Raw genomic sequence first — 19,091 nt, 5'->3', positions numbered from 1 at the left:
CATACTTTTTATAATTTTTATTTAATCAAAGTTTCTCTCATCAATAACCCTGATAGCTTTTCCTTCGCTTCTTGGTAGAGATTCTGGTTCTACTAAAGTTACATCTACGCTAATGCCAATTGTACTTTGTATTTTTCTTGCGATTTTATTTTCAAACTCTTCTATCTTTTTCATTTCATCAGAGAATACTTCCTGTGAAGTTTCAACCTTTATTTCGATTTCATCAAGATATTTAGGTCTTGATACATGAATCTGATAGTTAGCGGTTAAACCTTCAATTTGTAGGATAGCAGCTTCAATTTGAGATGGGTAAACCATTACACCTTTGATTTTTAGCATGTCATCGGTTCTACCAGTGATTCTATCCATTCTTGTAGTGGTTCTTCCACAAGTACATTTTTCACATCTAAGTGCAGTAATGTCCTTGGTTCTAAATCTAATTACTGGCATGCCCTCTCTTGTAAGTGTGGTTAAAACCAATTCTCCAGTTTTACCCTCTTCTAGGTTTTCAAGAGTGTCAGGGTCAACGATTTCTGCATAGAAATGATCTTCCTGAATATGCAAACCTGCCTGTTCCTTACATTCAGTAGCTACACCGGGACCAATAATTTCAGTAAGCCCATAAATATTATGTGCAGTGATTCCTAATTTTTCTTCTAAACTGCATCTCATTTCTTCAGTCCACATTTCAGCTCCAAATATACCTGAATGTAAACTGATATCCTCTGGACCGAAGCCTTCTTTTTCAAGAGATTCAGCTAGATACATTCCATATGAAGGAGTACAAGTAAGAATATCACTTTGGAAATCTTCCATAATTTTTAATTGCCTTGAAGTATTTCCTGCAGACATTGGAATAACTGTTGCTCCCATAGTCTTTGCACCATGGTCGATTCCAAATCCTCCAGTGAACAATCCATATCCGTAAGAGTTATGGATTTTAGAGTTTCTATCTCCATCAGCCATTCCAATAGCTCTTGCAGTACATTCTCCCCAAATATCAATATCTTTTTGTGTGTATCCAGATACAACAGGGGTTCCAGTGGTTCCGGAGGTACTGTGAATTTCTATAATTTCTTCTTCAGGTACTGCAAATAATCCAAATGGATAAGCTTGCCTTAAATCATCTTTAGTGGTAAATGGGATTTTAGCTACATCATCAAGAGTTTTTAAGTCTTCTGGCTTAAATCCAGCTTCATCAAACTTTTTCCTGTAAAATGGTACATTTTCGTAAACTCTTTTTACTTGTTTTTGGAGCAAAGCAAGTTGCATTTCTTCTTTTTCTTGCTTATCCATACATTCTGCATTTTCATTCCAAATCATATAATTTCTCCATGATTTTTTAATATGTATTTTAAGTAATTGTTAAGTTGATTTTATAAAATTTTATAGATTCGCTTATTATAATTATTCCATAAGGCTTCTTATAAGGATTCTTATTATAATTATTCCATAAGGCTTATAATTTAATAACATTATCTTATTTATTTTTAATCCATTAATAAATTTACTATTTTAAAATATCTATTAATTGTCTGAAATGTATATTTTTTATTCATTCATCTATATTTTAGTTTTTATTTTTCAAACAATTTCTTTTAATTAGTTTATTAATTCAACTAAGACTTAAATAAGTTTTTATAATATTTTTCAAGAAATATTACTAAAAAAATTTATATATAATATATTCTAAAAATTAATGTGTAAATTTAATATTTGTTTAAAGTTTATTAAAATATAATATCTTATATTCTTAAAATGAAAATCTTTGTTCATTTTATTTAAGTTTATTAAAATATAATATCTTATATTCTTAAAATGAAAATCTTTCTTCATTTTGTTTAAAAAATAGATTAAGTTTTTATCTTGAATATATTTAGGGGTATTTTCTATTTTTATCTTTAGCAAAATTTTTTTTGAATTGTTTTTCTATTTTAGATATGATACTTTATATTTATTATTTTTATGAATTTAAATTTTTTGAGGTATTTTAAATGGATTATTTTTTATTAGGTGTTGTTTTTATAGTTTATTTTCTTATGGTAGGTTATGTAGGTTACCTTGCATGGAAAAGGACTAATTCCTCTGAAGACTTTATGGTTGCAGGTAGAGAAACTCATCCATATATTATGGCATTAAGTTATGGAGCTACATTTATTTCTACAGCAGCTATTGTTGGCTTTGGAGGAGTAGCAGGTAAATATGGTATGGGTATACTGTGGCTTGCATTCTTAAATATTATCATCGGAATATTTATTGCATTTGTATTCTTTGGTAAAAGAACTCGTAAAATGGGTAAGAACCTTGATTCTCTTACATTCCCTGAGTTTTTAGGTCGCAGATTTAATAGTAAATTCATACAATATTTCAGTGGAACTTTAATCTTCTGTGCTATGCCTATTTATGCGGCAGTAGTGCTTATTGGTGCAGCAAGATTTATGGAATCTTCTTTAATGCTTGATTTTAATGTAGCTCTTTTAGTCCTTGCTATTGTAATTTGTGGATATGTATTATTTGGCGGATTAAAGGGAGTTATGTATACTGATGCATTACAGGGAAGTATTATGTTTATTGGAATGCTGATTTTACTTGTATTCATTTATTGGGTATTAGGCGGTGTAACTGAAGCAAACACTGCACTAACTAATATGGCTCATCTTTATCCTGCTGATGCTATAGCTGAAGGAGGTACTGGTTGGACAAGCTTCCCAAGACTTGGAAGTCCTTTCTGGTGGTCATTAGTAACTACAACTATTATGGGAGTAGGTATTGGATCATTAGCTCAACCACAACTTGCAGTAAGGTTCATGACTGTAAAATCTGACAAAGAACTTCATAGATCCCTTTTAATTGGCGCTATCTTTATCTTTGTAATGACTGGTAGTGCATATGTTGTAGGTTCCTTATGTAATGTTTACTTCTACCAGCACTTTGGGCAAATAGCTATTGATTATGTTGGTGGAAATATGGATTCCATTATTCCAACATTTATTTCAACAGCACTTCCTGAATGGTTTGTATATATCTTCTTACTTTCATTACTTGCAGCAGCTATGTCTACCTTATCCTCACAATACCACACTCAAGGTACTGCATTAGGACACGATATTGTAGATGCTTTAAAAAATAGGGGAAAATCTGACGGTATCAGTGATGAGGAAATTAAAGAAAGTGCTTCTAGTGAAGAAACTAAGATTGGATTTATTTCAGTTAGTCAATTAGGTATTTTAATAGCTGTAATTTTATCATTGATTATTGGTTTAGCTTTACCTGGTGGTATTGTAGCATTAGGTACCTCTTTATTTATGGGATTATGTGCAGCGGCATTTTTACCAGTTTATTGTGCGGCTTTATTCTGGAAAAGAACTACAAAAGAAGGGGCTATTGCAGGACTTGTTTCTGGTACTCTTACAAGTTTATTCTTACTTGTCTTTGTTTATAAGAAAACTGCAGTGGGACTTGGAATTTGTAAGTTCATTTTTGGAGTAGATATGTTAATTAATGTAATGCCATGGTATTCAATTGATGTAATGATATTTGCTATTCCTGTTTCTGTAATATTTACAGTGGTAGTTAGCTTACTTACAGAACCATTAGAAGAGAAAGTTATTTCAAGGGCTTTTAATGGGCTTTCTAAAAACGGTGGTAAATAGGTGATATCATGATGGTTTTAGGAATAGAAGATCCGTGGATCTGGAGTGTTTATATTCTTATGATTGTAATGACTCTTGTTTGTGTAATTTATGGTGCAATAAATTGGAATAAAGAAGATTAATATCTCTTTATTCTTTATTTTTTATATATTTTTATCTATTTTTTATTAATTTTAATTATTTTTCTATAAAAATCTTTTTTTATTTATTATTTCATTTAAATAGTTTAATAAAAGCTTTTTTTATTTATTATTTCTTTCAAATAGTTTTTTTTTTTTTTTTAATTGATTTTAATTAATATTTTAACCAAAAGATTTATATTATAGTTTTAAAATGATGTTAATTGGAAGTTATATTCTAATAATTGGCAAATGCCAACCAAAACTTATTCATAATCAGGTTTGGATTTAAATTTGAATTTTTATTTAATGCATTGATTTTTGTGATGTTCTTATTTTTTTTAAGTTCTTATTTTATAATTTTTACAAAAATTTTATTAATTGTTTTAAATAAAGACAATATTAATCAATAAAAACTTTTACTAAGTTTTAAATAATAATTATCAAACTTATTTTTGGAGAGACTTTTTATGAGAATAGTTAAAGATTTAGTTGGTAAAGAAGTTTTAGCTCATGACGTTACTGTTATGGGAAAAGTTGCTGATATAGATGTTGATGTTGAAGCTGAAATCATTGAATCTATTATTGTATCTAAGGGAGGAATTCAAGAAACGTTAAACATAAGTAAAAGTGAGTTAGTGATTCCTTTTGATATGATTGATAAAATTGGGGATAAAGTTATTTTAAAAGATGTCTTTGATGAAGAATTTAGTCAAATGGAAAAAGATATTGAAGATTTAAAAAGCCAATTATAATAGAATAAAATTTTAAGCATAATTCAATAATCTAGTAAATTTTTAAGCATAATAGAATAAAATTTTAAGCATAATTCAATAATGTAATAAATTTTTAAGCATAATTCAACAATTCGATTTATTTTTTATATTTCTTGGAATGAGTTTAATGGTTTCAAAAGAATACTTAATAGAAATTTTAAAGGAAAATAAGGTTTTTGAGCAGGGGGAATTCACACTTGCCTCAGGTAAGAAAAGCAATTATTATGTTAATATGAAAAGAGCTATTACAGAACCTGAAATTTTATCTACAATAGCTAAATTAATCAATGAAAAAGTTGATGGAGATATTGATAAAATTGCAGGTCCTGCTTTAGGTGCTGTTCCTATTGCAACTGCTGTTTCATTAGAATCTAAAAAACCTCTTCTTATGATTAGAAAAGAGAAAAAAGGTTATGGGACCTCTAAACTAATCGAAGGGGATTTAGATGAAGGTGACAATGTAATTCTTGTTGAAGATGTTACTACTACTGGTGGATCTTTATTAAAAGCAATTAATGCAATAGTTGATAATGGTGGAGTAGTTAAAAAAGCATTTGTTGTTGTGGATAGGGAAGAAGGTGCAATGGAGACCTTTGCAAATGAAGGAATTGTACTTGAACCTTTAATTTCAGTAAGTGAATTTTTCAAATAATTGATTTTAAAAGATAACTATTTTTTTCTTTCTTACTTACTCTTTTTATTTTTTATTTGGCGATGTCATTAAAAAATCACTAGGTCTCTATACTCTTGATTTTTTCTTTTTTTCTTTTCATTGCCTATTTTCTAGCATGCTTTTTTAAATGGCCCAGTTCATCAATTATTATTCCAAGACCGGTTTTTACTGCATCTGGTGAACCTGGCAATGCAAATATCATAGCTTTTCTATAAATACCTGCTGTTGCTCTTGATAAAAGGGATCCTGCACCTAATTCTTCATAAGAGATTGCTCTAAATATTTCTCCAAAGCCTTTAATTTCTTTTTCAAAAAGAGGTTCTATTGTTTCAATAGTTATATCTCTTGATTCAAGACCAGTTCCCCCAGTTGTAATAATCACTTCAACTCCAGAATCAATCATTTCTTCAATGGTATTCTTTAGAGTATCTATTTCATCTGGAATGATGGTGTAAGAATTAAGATCATATTTTTTAGCTAACTCTTCCTTTAAATATTTTCCAGACAAATCTTTTTCTTCCCCTTCTTTATCATTGGAAAATCTATCACTGAGAGTTATAACACCACAGGAAACTTTTATTGGCGCTTTCTTTTTATGTAATTCCATAGTTTTGCTTTTCATAAAATTACCTCAAACTTGTTTTTTTGAATAATATATTATCTACAATTTTTTTTAATATTTATATTCTTTATATTAAATATATTTTTTATACATTTTCTTATAGATTTTCATTCTTATAAATTTCCATTCTTATAGATTTTCATATTTTAGATGATGTCAGTATGAGTTCTTTATATTATATTTGTTTTAGAGTATTACTTAGATTAATATCATTAAGTTTATTCATTGAAAATATAAATATATCTATCATGAATAATTTATATTATATCTTAGATGCTTCTGCATTTATAAATGGCTTTGAACCTAGAAGTCAATTTAACTTTACAGTTTCTGAGATTACTGAGGAAGTTAAAGACTTAAAATCTAAGATATTGCTAGATCAATCTATTGAAGAAGGAAAAATTATAATTAAAGAGCCAAAGGATGAGTTTATTCAAGAGTTAAATGAAATAATCTCTGAATCAGGAGATGACTTACGTTTATCTGAGGCTGATAAAAAATTATTGGCTTTAGCTTTAGACTTATTAAATGGGGAAAATGTAGAAATCAAAGTTTTAACTGATGATTATTCAATGCAAAATGTTTTGAAAATCTTAAATATTCCTTATGACAGTATCATTACAGAAGGAATTAAAGGAGTTTATAATTGGGTTAAAACTTGTGAAGGATGTAAAAAAGAGTTTGATGCAGATTATGCCTTTGAGGATTGTGAAATCTGCGGATCTAAAGTATTTAAAAGAAGAATAAAAACATATTAATTGAAATTATTTTTTTAAAGAATTCTATAAAAATTCTTTACTTTTATTTACTTTTATTTGATTGCTCAAAATAACTATAAAACTATATTTGGTGTAAAATATGGAAATTGGTGTAGTTGTACATGGTCCTGGAATTATTGATTCTGGCTGGGCTATTAAGATTATTGATATTTTATCTAATTTTGGTAATGTCCGTTGTCGCTTAGGTGGGACAATGGGTAGAACTGCAGTAATTGATGCTGCTTTAGAAAACACAATTGATATCTCCTTAAAACTTTTACCAAGTGAATCATTAGATCTTTTTAATAGAGAAAATGTTGATGTAATTTTCTTATTAAATTATGGTAAATCTGCAGAAACTGGTCAGGTTTTCGGTTATAAAGTTTTTAATCACTATTTTAAACACATATCTAACGAAGATTACTTAGCTACTAATCATAAACCTTTATATGATTCAAGAATACCTGTTATTCAAATTGAAAGGCCTGGTGAGGAAGATGCCTCTATAATAAGTTGGAATGTTGTTTTAAATGAAGAATTATCAAGTAGTAAAGAAAGTAAAAGAAGCTTATTAGGTTTAGGCAAAAAGGATATGGATGATTCTATTGCATTTAACTTTGAGGAATTGTTTGATAGGCTAAAAGCTTCTTTAAATTTAAATGAAGTCAGACCTGAGGAAATTGTAAGTAAATACTTCTCTGAAGATATTGAAAAAGAGGATGAAGAGTCTTTTGAAGATATATTGAAAACCTATTTTGACTTAGATGAGTCTAGTAATTACACCTACCGTAAAATCCATGGGGTAAGTCCAGGAGAAAATATTTTTGTTAATGGTATAGTTGTAGGAAGTTCTGAGGGGGAATCTGTTATTTTAATTGCACAAAATGGAATCATTATAGATATTATCAATGGTGTTCTTAAAGTTCATGGTGTTGAGAAATTAGGCAGGGTTGATTTAAATAGAGTTATAGTTAAAACAGGTTTACTTAGAAAGTCTTCAGATATAAGTCCCCGTATTTTGTCAAAGGAAGATGTAAAAATTAATGATGCTGAAAGCATTTTATACTCTGATGATATTTCTCAAGATAAGAATTCATTTAAAATAGCTTATGTCGACCATACAGCTTATGATATTTATAAATTTAAAAATTTTGACTTAGTAATTACCATAGGTGATGACACCTCTTTAGTTGCTTCTGATATATTGTATCGTTTTAATATTCCCATTATTGGAATAACTGATGGGGATTTAGATAAAGTTGTTGAAAAAGGCTTTGTTAATGAAAAATCAACAATTATTGAAGTAAGCTCTGGCTTTGATGATATCGTTGGAGATAATATTCATGAAAGATTATTCTTATCTAATCAAACTTTGGAAATTCCATTTGACGGAGAGGCAGAGTCTGTTGAAGAATTTAAAACTGCTGTGTTTAATGTATTTAAAGCTCGCCTAATTGAAAATGTTAAGGAAATTGTTCCTAGTTTTATTGAGAAAGATCATAACTATATGGAAGTAAGTTCTTATAATGAATTTATCGATGATAATCCTAATTTCAATGATGACTTAAATGATGATTTAAATGATGAATTCTATTTAAATGATGAATTCATTGATGGCTTTGACTGTGATGAGCTTTCAGAAGAAGTTTTGAATGATGATTTTGATTCTCCAGTTGAGGAAGTCTTCATTGAAGAGAATGTAGGTGAAATTATTAATTCTGTTGAATCTGAAGATGAATTAGATGATTTTGATGGATGGGCAGAATATATGGAAGATTTTAAAGATTCTATTGATGAATCAGATGAACATGATGAAGATAATTAATATTTAAAAATTGTTTTTTAGTAAATAAAAAGGCTTAAAAATCATTTTTTTAGTAAATAAAAGGGTTTATAGATTATTTTTTTACTTAACTATAATTTTTTTAAAATTTTTCTAGTCTAATTAAAGGTGTAATAATGGATTTTAATGAACTTGTTAAATCACTTCAAGAATTCGTAGGAGTTAGTAGAAAAAACTCTATTGAAAAGGTTACAAAAACTTTAGGTGAAGTTTATAATATCTCTGGTGAAGTTCTACTTGATTTTGGAGATGATGCTTCAGCTATTGATATAGGAAATAATAAAGTTATTTTACTTGCTGCTGATGGGATTTGGGGTCAATTGATGAGTGTAAATCCTTATTGGGCAGGTTATTGTTCTGTACTTGTTAATGTTAATGATATTGCTGCTATGGGTGGAAAACCAATAGCTATGGTAAATACGATGTCTATTTTAGATGATGAAATCTATGATGATTTGCTTCAAGGCATTGTAGATGGATGCAAGAAGTTTAATGTTCCTATGGTTGGGGGACATCTCCATCCAGATTCTGAATTTAATTCATTAGATGTAGCTATTGTAGGTATTGCTCACAAGGATTCATTAATTACATCTGCTGGTGCAAATGTTGGAGATAAAGTACTTGTTGCAATTGATACTGATGGCAGACAACATCCCCAATTTGCTTTAAATTGGGATACAACATATGAAAAAGATGAAAAATTAGTTCAAGATCAAATAAAAGTTATGCAAGAGATTGCTGAAGCTCACTTGCCGACAGCAGGTAAGGATATTAGTAATCCTGGAACTTTAGGTACTTTAGAAATGCTACTTGAGGCATCTGGTGTTGGAGCTTGTGTAAATTTAGAGTCAATTCCAAGAAATCCGGATGTTCCATGGGATGAATGGCTTAGAGCTTATCCTGGTGCTGCTTTTGTCTTGACTGCTAAAGAAGAAAACTGCCAAGAAATCATTGACAAGCTAAGCTCATATTCATTTGATGTTGCTGTTGTTGGGGATATTATTAAAGAGAAAAAACTTTATTTAGAATATGGTGATGAAAAAGCAGTTTTATTCAGTCAAAATAAAAACCCTATCTTAAAAATGAATGAATAATTTATTTTTTACTATTTTTTTCTTTAATTATTTTTAATATTTTTTTACTATTTTTTCTTTAATTATTTTTAATATTTTTTTGCTGTTTTTTCTTTAATTATTTTTGTTATTTTTTTGCTGTTTTTTCTTTAACTATTTTTTTGTTATTTTCTTTTTATTTGACGTGTTGCTTTTTAAAATTTTTAATTTTGTAATGTTTTTAATTGTTTTAATAATATAAAACCAATTTTTACTATAATTTCTATTTTTATTAAAAATTTTTATTATATTGTTTTATAATTCTTATTAATATTAATTGATTTTCTAATTTATTAAATTTTAAACATTATTTATTATTTAGTAATTTTATTCTTCCTAACTTGGATTTTTGGCTCAATTTTTTATATTATTTTGAATAAATAACACTATTTTATATAATATGATTTTCTTAAATAACTATATAGATTAGATTTTTTTATTTATCTAATTTATGATATAATTACAAATTAAAAATATTTTTTTGGTGTAATCTATGAATAAAAAAATAGGAATTATTATAGGGATTGTATTATTAGCATTCTTAGTCATCGGTGCATCTAGCGCAGGTTTCTTAGACTTCTTAGGTGGTAATGGAACTGCTGATAATGACAACAAAACTCTTGTTGTTGGTTTCGATGCAGAATTTCCTCCATACGGATACAAAGATGATAATGGGGAATATGTTGGATTTGACTTGGACTTAGCTCAAGAAGTTTGTGATAGAAATAATTGGACTTTAGTAAAGCAACCAATAGATTGGGATGCTAAAGACAGTGAATTAGACTCTGGCTCTATTGACTGTATTTGGAATGGATTTACAATTAACGGTAGAGAAAATAACTACACATGGTCTAAACCATACATTGACAACAAACAAGTGGTTGTTGTAAAAACTGATTCTGGTATTAACAATTTAGCTGATTTAAAAGGTAAAATTGTAGAAACCCAAAAAGACTCCTCTGCTTTAGCAGCTCTTGAAGGAGATCAAAAATCTTTAGCTGACACCTTTAAAACCTTAACTCAAATTGCTGATTATAACACTGCATTTATGGATTTAGAATCTGGTGCATGTGATGCAGTTGCAATTGATATTGGTGTAGCACAATACCAAATCAATCAAAAAGGCAGTGACCAATACAAAATATTAGATGAAGAAATTTCTTCAGAACAATATGGTGTAGGTTTCAAAAAGGGTAATGATGAATTAAAAGACCAAGTCCAAAAAACATTAGATGAAATGTTTGAAGACGGAACAGTTGAAAAAATTGCACAAAAATACAATACTTACGGTGTTCCAGGTTCTCTTATTACAAAATAATTAGGTAACTTTAGTTTATGCATAATCTATTATGTATAAACTTTTTTTTATTATTAAGCTAATTTTTAAAATGGTTTTTTTTTAAGCTTAAATAAATTATTTGAATGATAGTTTAAATGATTTATTTAAATTTATTAATTTAAAAATATTAGTTTAAATTTATTAATTTAAAGATATTATTTTAAATTTATTAATTTAGAAATATTAGTTTAAATTTATTAATTTTACTGTTTTATTTTTTGGAGAATGTTAGATGTTATTAAGTAAAATTATTGAAGAATTAATGTGGGGTATGTGTACTTCTATTGAAATATTCTCACTTACCTTATTATTCTCTATTCCACTTGGTTTACTTGTGGCAGCAGGAAGAATAAGTAGTTTTAAACCATTAAGATGGTTAATGAAAGCGTATATTTCAATAATGAGAGGTACTCCATTGATGTTACAATTAATTGTTGTATTCTTTTCACCATACTACATATTTGGCATAAGTCTTTCAAGTGAATTTAGAATGATTGCAGTTATCATTGCTTTTACTATTAACTATGCAGCATACTTTGCAGAGATTTTCCGTGGCGGGATTGAATCTATTCCTAAAGGGCAATATGAAGCTGCACAAGTTTTAGGTTATAGTAGATTGGAGACATTCTTTATAGTTATTTTGCCTCAAGTTGTAAAAATAGTACTTCCTTCTATAACTAATGAGGTCATTACCCTTGTAAAGGATACTTCTCTTTCATTTGTACTTGCAATTCCAGAAATGTTTACTGTTGCAAAACAAATTGCAGCAGCTGAAGCATCTATTTCAGCATTGTTAATTGCAGGTGTATTTTACTATGTCTTTAATGGTATTGTAGCATTTATTATGGAACACTTTGAAGCTAGATTAGATTATTATGACACATAGGAGAGATATCATGAGTTTATTAGAAGTTAAAAATCTTAAAAAAAGTTTTGGCGATAATGTGGTTTTAGAAGATATCTCTTTTAATGTGGAAAAAGGAGAAGTGTTATCTATTATTGGACCTTCAGGATCTGGTAAATCTACATTACTTAGATGTATTACTAAATTAGAAACTGAAGATAGCGGAATCATTGATTTTGATGGAACATTTGGCTTAGTCTTCCAGAACTTTAATCTATTCCCTCATCATTCTTTGATGAAAAACATTACTAATGCTCCTTTAAGAGTTCAAAAAAGAGATAAAGAAGAAGTATTTGCCCATGCAAGGGATTTACTTAAAAAAATGGATTTGGAAGATAAAGAAGATGCTTATCCATCTGAATTGTCTGGGGGTCAACAGCAAAGGGTATCTATTGCACGGGCTCTTGCTATGAATCCAGATATTTTATTCTTTGATGAACCTACTTCTGCTCTAGATCCAGAGCTTACTGGTGAGATTTTACAAGTTATTAAGGATTTAGCTGCAGAACATATGACAATGGTTATTGTTACTCATGAGATGAACTTTGCCCGTAATGTCTCTGATGATATTATCTTCATGGATGGAGGAGTAATAGTAGAACAAGGTACTCCTGAAGAAGTATTCTCATCAGACAACAAAAGAATGAAAGATTTCTTAGGTAAATTCTATGAATGATTAGAATTTACTTGTATTATTTTTTATTTCCTATTTTTTTATTCATCTTATTCATTATTTTCTATTTTTTATCATTCTATTGATTATGTCCTATTTTTTATAATTTTTACCATAATTTGTTTAATTTATTTCTACTCACTTTTTTATCAAACTTTTTAATAATTTTTACTTAATTTTTATTATTATAAATTAATTTAAAAACTATTTTATATTATTAATAATATAAATAATATGTAATTTATAAAATAGAGGATTTTTTTTATTTTTTATGGGATTTAAATTTTTTATTTTATAATTATAGTTAAATTTTAACTATATTATAATCTTAATTAAAGATTATAGTTTTATTTTAAGGATTATGGTCTTAATTTAAAGATTATAGTTTTATTTTAAGAATTATGGTCTTAATTTAAAGATTATAGTTTTATTTTAAGGATTATGCTTTTAATTTAAATTAAAAATTAATTTAGATTAAGAGCTTTATCAAAATAATGATTATTATTTTATAAAAAAGAGGCAAAGCTATGCTAATAAAAATTAATGGAGATCATGTGGATATTCCTGAAGGCTCTACTATCAAAGATGCTATAAAGCTTTCAAATGCTCCTTATAGTGAAGGTAGTATTGTTTGTCTTATTAAAGGAGAAAGTGAAATACAAAGTAATATTCTCAAATATAAGATAAAAACACCTAAAGGAAGTATTCTCATTGAATTAGAAGTTTCTGAAAAATCAAAACCTTTAACTGATTTTTTCAAAGAAAATTATTCTCAGTTTATCTCTAATAATGTTCGTTGGGAAACATCTAATGAAGTAGCTATTGGTCCTGTTAGTTCTAATTTTGAACCATCTCATGATGAATTTGCATATTTCGATAATGAAGTTTTAATTAGTTTATCAGGATTTTCTAATGATGCTACTCACATAATTTTTGTAAAAGATGATCACTCTAATGTTTATGGTGTTCCAAAATATAGTGACCGTGGAGTATTTGCAAGAGTTATAGGTGGAAGAAAAACATTATTTTCATTAACTGATGATGAAATTTTATCTATTGAACCTATTATTGAGCGTAGTACTGTTAAAGATAGTACTGGAGGTTCCAATTTAGATGAAGTTTTAGAAGAGGGAAATCAACTATTTACCTATGTTCTTTTTGAACCTAACTTTAATTCTCCTAAATCTGTTGAACATTTATTCTCATTAATTAGAAATGATAAAATTGAAGTTAGTTTTGAATCTAACTCTTTTGTAGGGTTCTATGAATTAACTGGTTTAACTAAGGATAAAGAGGAAATTACAGAACGTAAAAGAGGAACAGTTACCTTAAGAAATGATGGAAAAGGTAAAGGTAGAGTTTATATTTATAGAGAAGACAGAGTTAGAGCTGAAACTCACACTAATTTAGCAACTGTTAAACAAGGTATGGAATTGTTTGATATAGCTAAAAAAGGAGATTTAATTACTGTAAGAAGTAGTCCTGATATAATCATGCTTATGATGATGACTCAAAAAGAGGCAGAAGAAAAACTTCAATCTCTAGGTATTAATCATATAAGAACTGGAAATGAAGATGATGATGCAATTATCGTCACTCAAGAACCAGAGAATACTGTTAATATATTAGAAAATAAAGAAGTTAGTACTTTTGGCCTTTCAAGTGATGAGTTACTTAAAGTTAAATTTACTGATAAGGCTCCAAGAACTAGGTGGTATTTAGAAAAAATCACTGGTCTTGCAGAAAAACCAGTTGGAACATTGAAAGTTTACTTTGCAGTTCCAGATATGAATATGTTTATGTTCCATGGTAATACTGATGAATCTAAGGGGCTTATTCCTGAAAATACTCCAAGCGACATTATGAAGGCAGGAGAAATAGGGGTAACTAATATGTCTAAGAAGAATTTAGGCCTTATTGGTATAAGGACTGTGGATACTGATGATTTTGGACCTACCGGTGAACCATTCTCAGCTACTAATGTTGTAGGTGAAGTTGTTGGTAATATTGAAGGTTTAAATAAGCTTAAAGATGGAAGCACCCTTTATATTTATCAAGTTTATGAGGATGATAAATAAACTATTTTTAAATACTTGTATTTTAGGAGGAATTAGATGACTGCAAATTTATGTATAACTCCAGAATTAGGTAAAGAGGATATGGATCCTGAAGTTTCAACAAGGATGATTATTTTAAGTTCAAAAGCAAATGTAAGTGAAAGTGAAGTTGTAAACTTCTTACACCTTTTAAACTTGCCTATTACGGTTAAATGGACTTGTTACGGTGCTATGATTAGTGGAAAAGATAAATATGTTAAGCAAGCTATTAGAGAGCTCCGTAAACTAGACCCTTATGGAATCTTTACAAAGGAAAGAGGTTTTGCCCCAGGTGACCCAAGAAGATGTAGGGGCCATAGATATGGGCCAAGAGAAGGTTTCCATCAAATGGAGAAGGAATTTAAAATTCTTGATTATGTTGGTGAAGCTTTAAAAAACCCAAGAGAAGTTGTAATTGAGAAAAAAGAACCTGTTTCTGTAGATTACTTTAGGGAAGTTTTAGAAAACTCTTTAAAAAAGGAAAAAAGTGAGGAAGACAAAGAATAAGGAAGTTTATGGGATTAATAAAATAATTTAAAATAAATTAATAAATTAAAAAACTTTCTTAGATTATAATTATGAGGATGATATTATGGTAAAAGTAGCTATTTATCCACCAAATTCATTGGTTTTAGCTGACTTAATTGAGAGAAAAGGCCACACTCCTTTAGCTCTTCAAAAACAAATAAGACAAAAAATTAAAGACCCGGAGATTGATTCACCTCCAATGAATATTACAGAAGAAGATCCAATTAATGGATTAAAATATGCTGCTATTGAAGTGCCTTCTGGTGTAAGGGGAAGGATGTCCATTATTGGACCTCTTATAGATGCAGCAGAGGCAGCAATTATTGTTGATGATGCTCCATTTGGTTTTGGTTGTGTAGGATGTGCAAGAACAAATGAATTATCTATTTTCTGTTTACGTAAAAAAGATATACCTACTTTAGAACTTGTTTATCCTACTGATGAAGATGGCACAATGCTTATGGTAAATCAAATTATGGAATTCTTAGACTCTTTACCTGGCGGTGGAGGAGACCTAGAAGGGGATGATGATATTCTAGAAGAAACTACTAAAGAAGAAGTAGAGGGAGGAGAATAAAATGGTACAAATTGCACTGGTTTCTTGTGGTACTGAGTATAGTGGTATTCAAAAAGAAATTGAAAAGGCAGCTCTTAAATTTGGAGCTGAAATCATCCTTCCTGAAATTGATTTGGATTATATTAATGAAGCTTATGAGAAATTCGGTTTTTCTGCTCAAAGTTCAAGTTTAAAACTTATGATTGCAAGAGCTATGTCTATTGTTGAAGGTAAATGTAAACCTGATGCAGTATTTATTGCTACTTGTTTCAGGTGTGCTGAGGGAGCATTGGTAAGGAATGAAGTAAGGCGCTTTATCCAAAACAACACCCGTATTCCGGTAGTCACTTATTCATTTACTGAAAGAACAAAAGCTGATGAGCTATTCATCCGTATGGAAGCATTAGCTACTACTGTAACACGTAGAAGTATTCTTGCTCGTGAAAAGCAAGAAGGCCTTACTCTTGGTTTGGACTCTGGTTCTACTACTACAAAAGCTGTTTTGATGGAAAACAATAAGGTTATTGGAACTGGCTGGACTTCTACTAAAGATATTGTTGAATCTGCACAAACTGCAGCTGCAGAAGCATTTGAAGGTACAGGTTACAAATGGGATGATATTGAAGGGATAGGAACAACTGGCTATGGTAGATTTACTATGGGTCAAGAATTTGGAGCGGAACTTGTCCAAGAAGAGTTATCTGTAAATGCAAAAGGTGCAGTATACCTAGCAGGTCGTCAAAAAGGTGAAGCTACTGTACTCGATATTGGAGGTATGGATAACAAGGTTATTACTGTAAATAACGGTATTCCTGATAACTTTACTATGGGAGGTATCTGTGCAGGTGCATCTGGCAGATTCTTAGATATGACTTCTCGTAGATTAGATGTAGATATTACAGAACTTGGTCCACTTGCAGTACAAGGTGACTGGAGAAGAGCTATGTTAAATTCATATTGTATTGTATTTGGTATTCAAGACTTAGTAACTACCCTTGCTGCCGGTGGTTCTAAAGCAGATGTAGCAGCTGCTGCATGTCACTCTGTATCTGAACAAGTATATGAACAGCAATTACAAGAGATTGATATTCGTGAACCTTTAATCCAAGTAGGAGGAACTAGTTTAATTTCTGGACTTGTTGAAGCAGTAAGTGAAACTTTAGGCGGAATTGAAGTTATCGTACCAAAATATTCACAGCACATTGGTGCTGTAGGTGCAGCTTTACTTGTATCTGGTATGGGTAAGAGACAGGAATAGATTTTAGCTTAGAACTATTAAGCTTTTTTCTATACTCTTTAAAGAAGTGATTATATGTATATTGAATCAAATGATCCAGAAGGGGCAAAAGTCTATGATATGATTATTAGACAGATCTTTCAAGATTTAGTCCTACCACCTTCTATTGATGATATGCGTGCTTATGTTAATCCAGATGAGGTTTGTTTCATTATAGCTATTAAAATGAGAAAAACTTCTAAGCACATTACTTTAAAAGAAGTAGCTAATGTTAACTATAATGCAGAAGAAGATACTACTGTTGTTTTAATTGATGATGAAAAATATCTTCCAAATATTCTTAGAACTCTTTGGGAAAATAATGGTAGGGAAAATGTTCATCAACCAAGCAGATATGTTATTCACTTAGCTGGAGAACAAGAGGTGTCTAATTTAGTTGTAGATGATCCTCATAAAAACCTTAAAAGAAGAATCTATGATGCGGTATTTAGGATAGTTCCTGAAGGATTTAAAATAATGAAAGATATTTCTCGTGGAGATATCATTTCTGTTATAGCTACTGATGAATTAATTAAAGATGAATGGATTGAAAAAGCTGAAGGGTATATTGTAGAATTAAATACTCCTAAAACTTGGGATTAGCTTGTTTTTGAGTAGAGTTAAATGCTCCTAAAACTTGGGATTAAATCTTTTTAGTTTTAACCTTATTTTTAATCTTTAGTTTTATTAACTTCATTTTTTAGTTTAAATTAATTATTATATTTTTATATTAAATTCTTAATTTTTTTATGAATGTTTCAAGGTTTTAAAGTTTAGCTATTGATTTTTTAAAACTGTTCGTAAATTTTTATCATTGTTCGTATTTCTTAGAAGTAAATAGAAATACTTAAATATTATAATGTTTATAACGATGGTTATAAGTTTAATTATAAACGAATAAACTTTTATTAATTAAATAATTTAATTGATGTGTGGAATTGTTGATTAATTAATAAGTTTTTAGATTTATAATGTTTAAAATAAATGCCTTCTTTAATTTATTTTAAACTAGTAATTTGGAGAGAAATTTTAAGTTATTAAAACTTTATTTGTTTTAATTTACTAATTTGGAGAGAAATTTTAAGTTATTAAAGCTTTTAAAATTATATTGTATTGAGGTAATACTATGACTAATAAAGATATAAGATGTGGAGGAAGTCATAAAGGTGCAAAATTTGCACATATTACAAAAGTACATCCATGTTATAATGAAAAATTACATGATAAAGTAGGTAGAGTACATGTACCAATTGCTCCTAAATGTAATATTGGATGTAATTTCTGTATAAGATCCATTAATACTGAAGAAGATAGGCCAGGTGTAGCAGGTTCTATCATGGATGCAGATGCTGCAGTAGAACATGTAGTAAATGTAACTGAAGACAGTGCTATTACTGTTGTTGGTGTTGCAGGTCCTGGAGATTCATTAGCTAATGAAGCTACCTTTGAATTCTTTGAGAAGATCAATAAAGTAAAACCAGATTTAATTAAATGTATGAGTACAAATGGTCTTTTACTTCCAAAATATGCTGAAAGAATTGCTGAGCTTGGTGTAAATACTGTAACCGTTACAGTTAATGCGGTGGATCCTGAAATTGGTAAGGATATTTATGGATTTATTGTTTATGAAGGTGAAGTTTATAAAGGACTTGAAGCAGCTAAAATCCTTTCTAAAAATCAATTAGAAGGAATTAAGAAGATCACTGATTTAGGTGTAATTGTTAAAGTTAATATTGTTCTTATTCCTGGCTTGAATGATGAACATATTGTCGATATAGCTAAAACTGTAAGGGAATGTGGTGCAGATTTAGTTAATGTTCTTCCATTAATTCCATTAAATAAAATGGCTGATTATCCAAAACCAGGATGTGGAGAGATTGAAAAAGCTCGTAGTGATGTAGAAGAATATCTTCCAGTATTTAGAGCATGTACTCAATGTAGAGCAGATGCTTATGGGATTCCTGGTAAAAAACACGAAGACCATCACTTAGGAAATGCTCCTCAGTCTCACTTTTAGTGATTAAATATTTATTATTTAAAAATAGGATTATTTATTTCCTATCTTACTTTTTTTTTAACTATTCGGTTTTTCAGAATAGTTCATTTTTTACATTTTTTAATTAGTTTATTGTTATTTTTTAATCAATTATTTTTATTTTAAAA

At 29.0% G+C, this 19,091-nt stretch carries 17 protein-coding genes and 1 pseudogene; 16 read left to right on the top strand and 2 right to left on the bottom strand.

Translation table 11 applies throughout. The features are described 5' to 3' along the window. Positions 1-21: 21 nt before the first annotated feature. Positions 22-1,323, bottom strand: a complete 1,302-nt coding sequence (locus tag BM020_RS00845; RefSeq protein ID WP_067147351.1) for a phenylacetate--CoA ligase family protein — start codon at positions 1,321-1,323, stop codon at positions 22-24. Between the two features lie 671 nt (positions 1,324-1,994). On the opposite strand from BM020_RS00845, the gene BM020_RS00840 reads away from it, so the two are divergent. The 4 genes from BM020_RS00840 (at position 1,995) to pyrE (ending at position 5,200) form a co-directional block, all read left to right on the top strand. Next, complete coding sequence (locus BM020_RS00840; protein ID WP_067147349.1) at positions 1,995-3,653, top strand: sodium:solute symporter family protein; 1,659 nt, start codon at positions 1,995-1,997, stop codon at positions 3,651-3,653. 8 nt (positions 3,654-3,661) lie between these two features. After that, positions 3,662-3,775, top strand: a complete 114-nt coding sequence (locus tag BM020_RS09940) for a symporter small accessory protein (RefSeq protein ID WP_327037136.1) — start codon at positions 3,662-3,664, stop codon at positions 3,773-3,775. Positions 3,776-4,242: 467 nt separating this feature from the next. Then, positions 4,243-4,527, top strand: coding sequence for a PRC-barrel domain-containing protein (locus BM020_RS00835; RefSeq protein WP_067147347.1), 285 nt, complete (start codon positions 4,243-4,245; stop codon positions 4,525-4,527). Positions 4,528-4,675: 148 nt separating this feature from the next. Next, complete coding sequence (gene pyrE, locus BM020_RS00830) at positions 4,676-5,200, top strand: orotate phosphoribosyltransferase (protein WP_082762150.1); 525 nt, start codon at positions 4,676-4,678, stop codon at positions 5,198-5,200. 124 nt (positions 5,201-5,324) lie between these two features. Here the strand turns inward: pyrE and BM020_RS00825 are convergent, their stop codons facing one another. Further along, positions 5,325-5,843 carry a MogA/MoaB family molybdenum cofactor biosynthesis protein gene (locus tag BM020_RS00825; protein WP_067147343.1) on the bottom strand — a complete coding sequence of 173 codons (519 nt, stop codon included), beginning with the start codon at positions 5,841-5,843 and terminating at the stop codon, positions 5,325-5,327. A 248-nt stretch (positions 5,844-6,091) separates the two neighbouring features. Between BM020_RS00825 and BM020_RS00820 the strand changes: the two genes are divergently transcribed. The 12 genes and pseudogenes from BM020_RS00820 (at position 6,092) to BM020_RS00765 (ending at position 18,945) form a co-directional block, all read left to right on the top strand. Continuing rightward, complete coding sequence (locus BM020_RS00820) at positions 6,092-6,601, top strand: PIN domain-containing protein (protein ID WP_067149092.1); 510 nt, start codon at positions 6,092-6,094, stop codon at positions 6,599-6,601. A gap of 100 nt (positions 6,602-6,701) precedes the next feature. Next, positions 6,702-7,976 (top strand): annotated as a pseudogene (locus BM020_RS00815) (DUF2117 domain-containing protein); the annotation flags it as partial. 584 nt (positions 7,977-8,560) lie between these two features. Next, positions 8,561-9,538, top strand: coding sequence for a methanogenesis marker 2 protein (locus BM020_RS00810; protein ID WP_067147341.1), 978 nt, complete (start codon positions 8,561-8,563; stop codon positions 9,536-9,538). Positions 9,539-10,049: 511 nt separating this feature from the next. After that, positions 10,050-10,874 carry an amino acid ABC transporter substrate-binding protein gene (locus BM020_RS00805; protein WP_074797909.1) on the top strand — a complete coding sequence of 275 codons (825 nt, stop codon included), beginning with the start codon at positions 10,050-10,052 and terminating at the stop codon, positions 10,872-10,874. A 253-nt stretch (positions 10,875-11,127) separates the two neighbouring features. Further along, entirely contained in the window at positions 11,128-11,781 is a 654-nt protein-coding gene (locus BM020_RS00800) for an amino acid ABC transporter permease (protein ID WP_074797906.1), read from the top strand. A 10-nt stretch (positions 11,782-11,791) separates the two neighbouring features. After that, positions 11,792-12,475 (top strand): amino acid ABC transporter ATP-binding protein, encoded by a 684-nt coding sequence (locus tag BM020_RS00795; protein WP_067147335.1) that lies wholly within the window; start codon positions 11,792-11,794, stop codon positions 12,473-12,475. Between the two features lie 524 nt (positions 12,476-12,999). Continuing rightward, positions 13,000-14,550, top strand: coding sequence for a methyl-coenzyme M reductase-associated protein Mmp3 (gene mmp3 / locus BM020_RS00790; protein ID WP_074797904.1), 1,551 nt, complete (start codon positions 13,000-13,002; stop codon positions 14,548-14,550). A gap of 36 nt (positions 14,551-14,586) precedes the next feature. Then, a complete protein-coding gene (locus BM020_RS00785; protein ID WP_074797902.1) occupies positions 14,587-15,075 on the top strand; it encodes a methanogenesis marker 6 protein in 489 nt (162 codons plus the stop codon). Between the two features lie 85 nt (positions 15,076-15,160). Continuing rightward, the gene (locus tag BM020_RS00780; RefSeq protein ID WP_067147329.1) at positions 15,161-15,673 is read left to right on the top strand and encodes a methanogenesis marker 5 protein; all 513 of its coding nucleotides are present in this window, start codon (positions 15,161-15,163) and stop codon (positions 15,671-15,673) included. 1 nt (position 15,674) lies between these two features. Beyond that, the gene (locus BM020_RS00775; protein ID WP_067147327.1) at positions 15,675-16,910 is read left to right on the top strand and encodes a methanogenesis marker 15 protein; all 1,236 of its coding nucleotides are present in this window, start codon (positions 15,675-15,677) and stop codon (positions 16,908-16,910) included. Positions 16,911-16,964: 54 nt separating this feature from the next. Further along, positions 16,965-17,531: a methanogenesis marker 17 protein gene (locus tag BM020_RS00770; RefSeq protein ID WP_067147325.1), complete on the top strand. Its 567-nt coding sequence runs from the start codon at positions 16,965-16,967 to the stop codon at positions 17,529-17,531. Positions 17,532-18,054: 523 nt separating this feature from the next. Further along, entirely contained in the window at positions 18,055-18,945 is an 891-nt protein-coding gene (locus BM020_RS00765) for a radical SAM protein (RefSeq protein WP_074797899.1), read from the top strand. The last annotated feature ends 146 nt before the right edge of the window (positions 18,946-19,091 follow it).

Source organism: Methanobrevibacter olleyae, from assembly GCF_900114585.1.
Lineage (GTDB): Archaea > Methanobacteriota > Methanobacteria > Methanobacteriales > Methanobacteriaceae > Methanobrevibacter > Methanobrevibacter olleyae.
The sequence above is the reverse complement of the archived record's forward strand: the minus strand, read 5'-3'. Positions and strand labels throughout refer to the sequence as shown.

Coding starts and splice junctions, on each gene's coding strand:
- BM020_RS00770 (WP_067147325.1), top strand. CDS start 16,965: ATGTATATTGAATCAAATGATCCAGAAGGGGCAAAAGTCTATGATATG.
- BM020_RS00780 (WP_067147329.1), top strand. CDS start 15,161: ATGGTAAAAGTAGCTATTTATCCACCAAATTCATTGGTTTTAGCTGAC.
- BM020_RS00845 (WP_067147351.1), bottom strand. CDS start 1,323: ATGATTTGGAATGAAAATGCAGAATGTATGGATAAGCAAGAAAAAGAA.
- pyrE (WP_082762150.1), top strand. CDS start 4,676: ATGGTTTCAAAAGAATACTTAATAGAAATTTTAAAGGAAAATAAGGTT.
- BM020_RS00785 (WP_074797902.1), top strand. CDS start 14,587: ATGACTGCAAATTTATGTATAACTCCAGAATTAGGTAAAGAGGATATG.
- BM020_RS09940 (WP_327037136.1), top strand. CDS start 3,662: ATGATGGTTTTAGGAATAGAAGATCCGTGGATCTGGAGTGTTTATATT.
- BM020_RS00825 (WP_067147343.1), bottom strand. CDS start 5,843: ATGAAAAGCAAAACTATGGAATTACATAAAAAGAAAGCGCCAATAAAA.
- BM020_RS00840 (WP_067147349.1), top strand. CDS start 1,995: ATGGATTATTTTTTATTAGGTGTTGTTTTTATAGTTTATTTTCTTATG.
- BM020_RS00835 (WP_067147347.1), top strand. CDS start 4,243: ATGAGAATAGTTAAAGATTTAGTTGGTAAAGAAGTTTTAGCTCATGAC.
- BM020_RS00820 (WP_067149092.1), top strand. CDS start 6,092: ATGAATAATTTATATTATATCTTAGATGCTTCTGCATTTATAAATGGC.
- BM020_RS00800 (WP_074797906.1), top strand. CDS start 11,128: ATGTTATTAAGTAAAATTATTGAAGAATTAATGTGGGGTATGTGTACT.
- mmp3 (WP_074797904.1), top strand. CDS start 13,000: ATGCTAATAAAAATTAATGGAGATCATGTGGATATTCCTGAAGGCTCT.
- BM020_RS00765 (WP_074797899.1), top strand. CDS start 18,055: ATGACTAATAAAGATATAAGATGTGGAGGAAGTCATAAAGGTGCAAAA.
- BM020_RS00810 (WP_067147341.1), top strand. CDS start 8,561: ATGGATTTTAATGAACTTGTTAAATCACTTCAAGAATTCGTAGGAGTT.
- BM020_RS00795 (WP_067147335.1), top strand. CDS start 11,792: ATGAGTTTATTAGAAGTTAAAAATCTTAAAAAAAGTTTTGGCGATAAT.
- BM020_RS00805 (WP_074797909.1), top strand. CDS start 10,050: ATGAATAAAAAAATAGGAATTATTATAGGGATTGTATTATTAGCATTC.
- BM020_RS00775 (WP_067147327.1), top strand. CDS start 15,675: ATGGTACAAATTGCACTGGTTTCTTGTGGTACTGAGTATAGTGGTATT.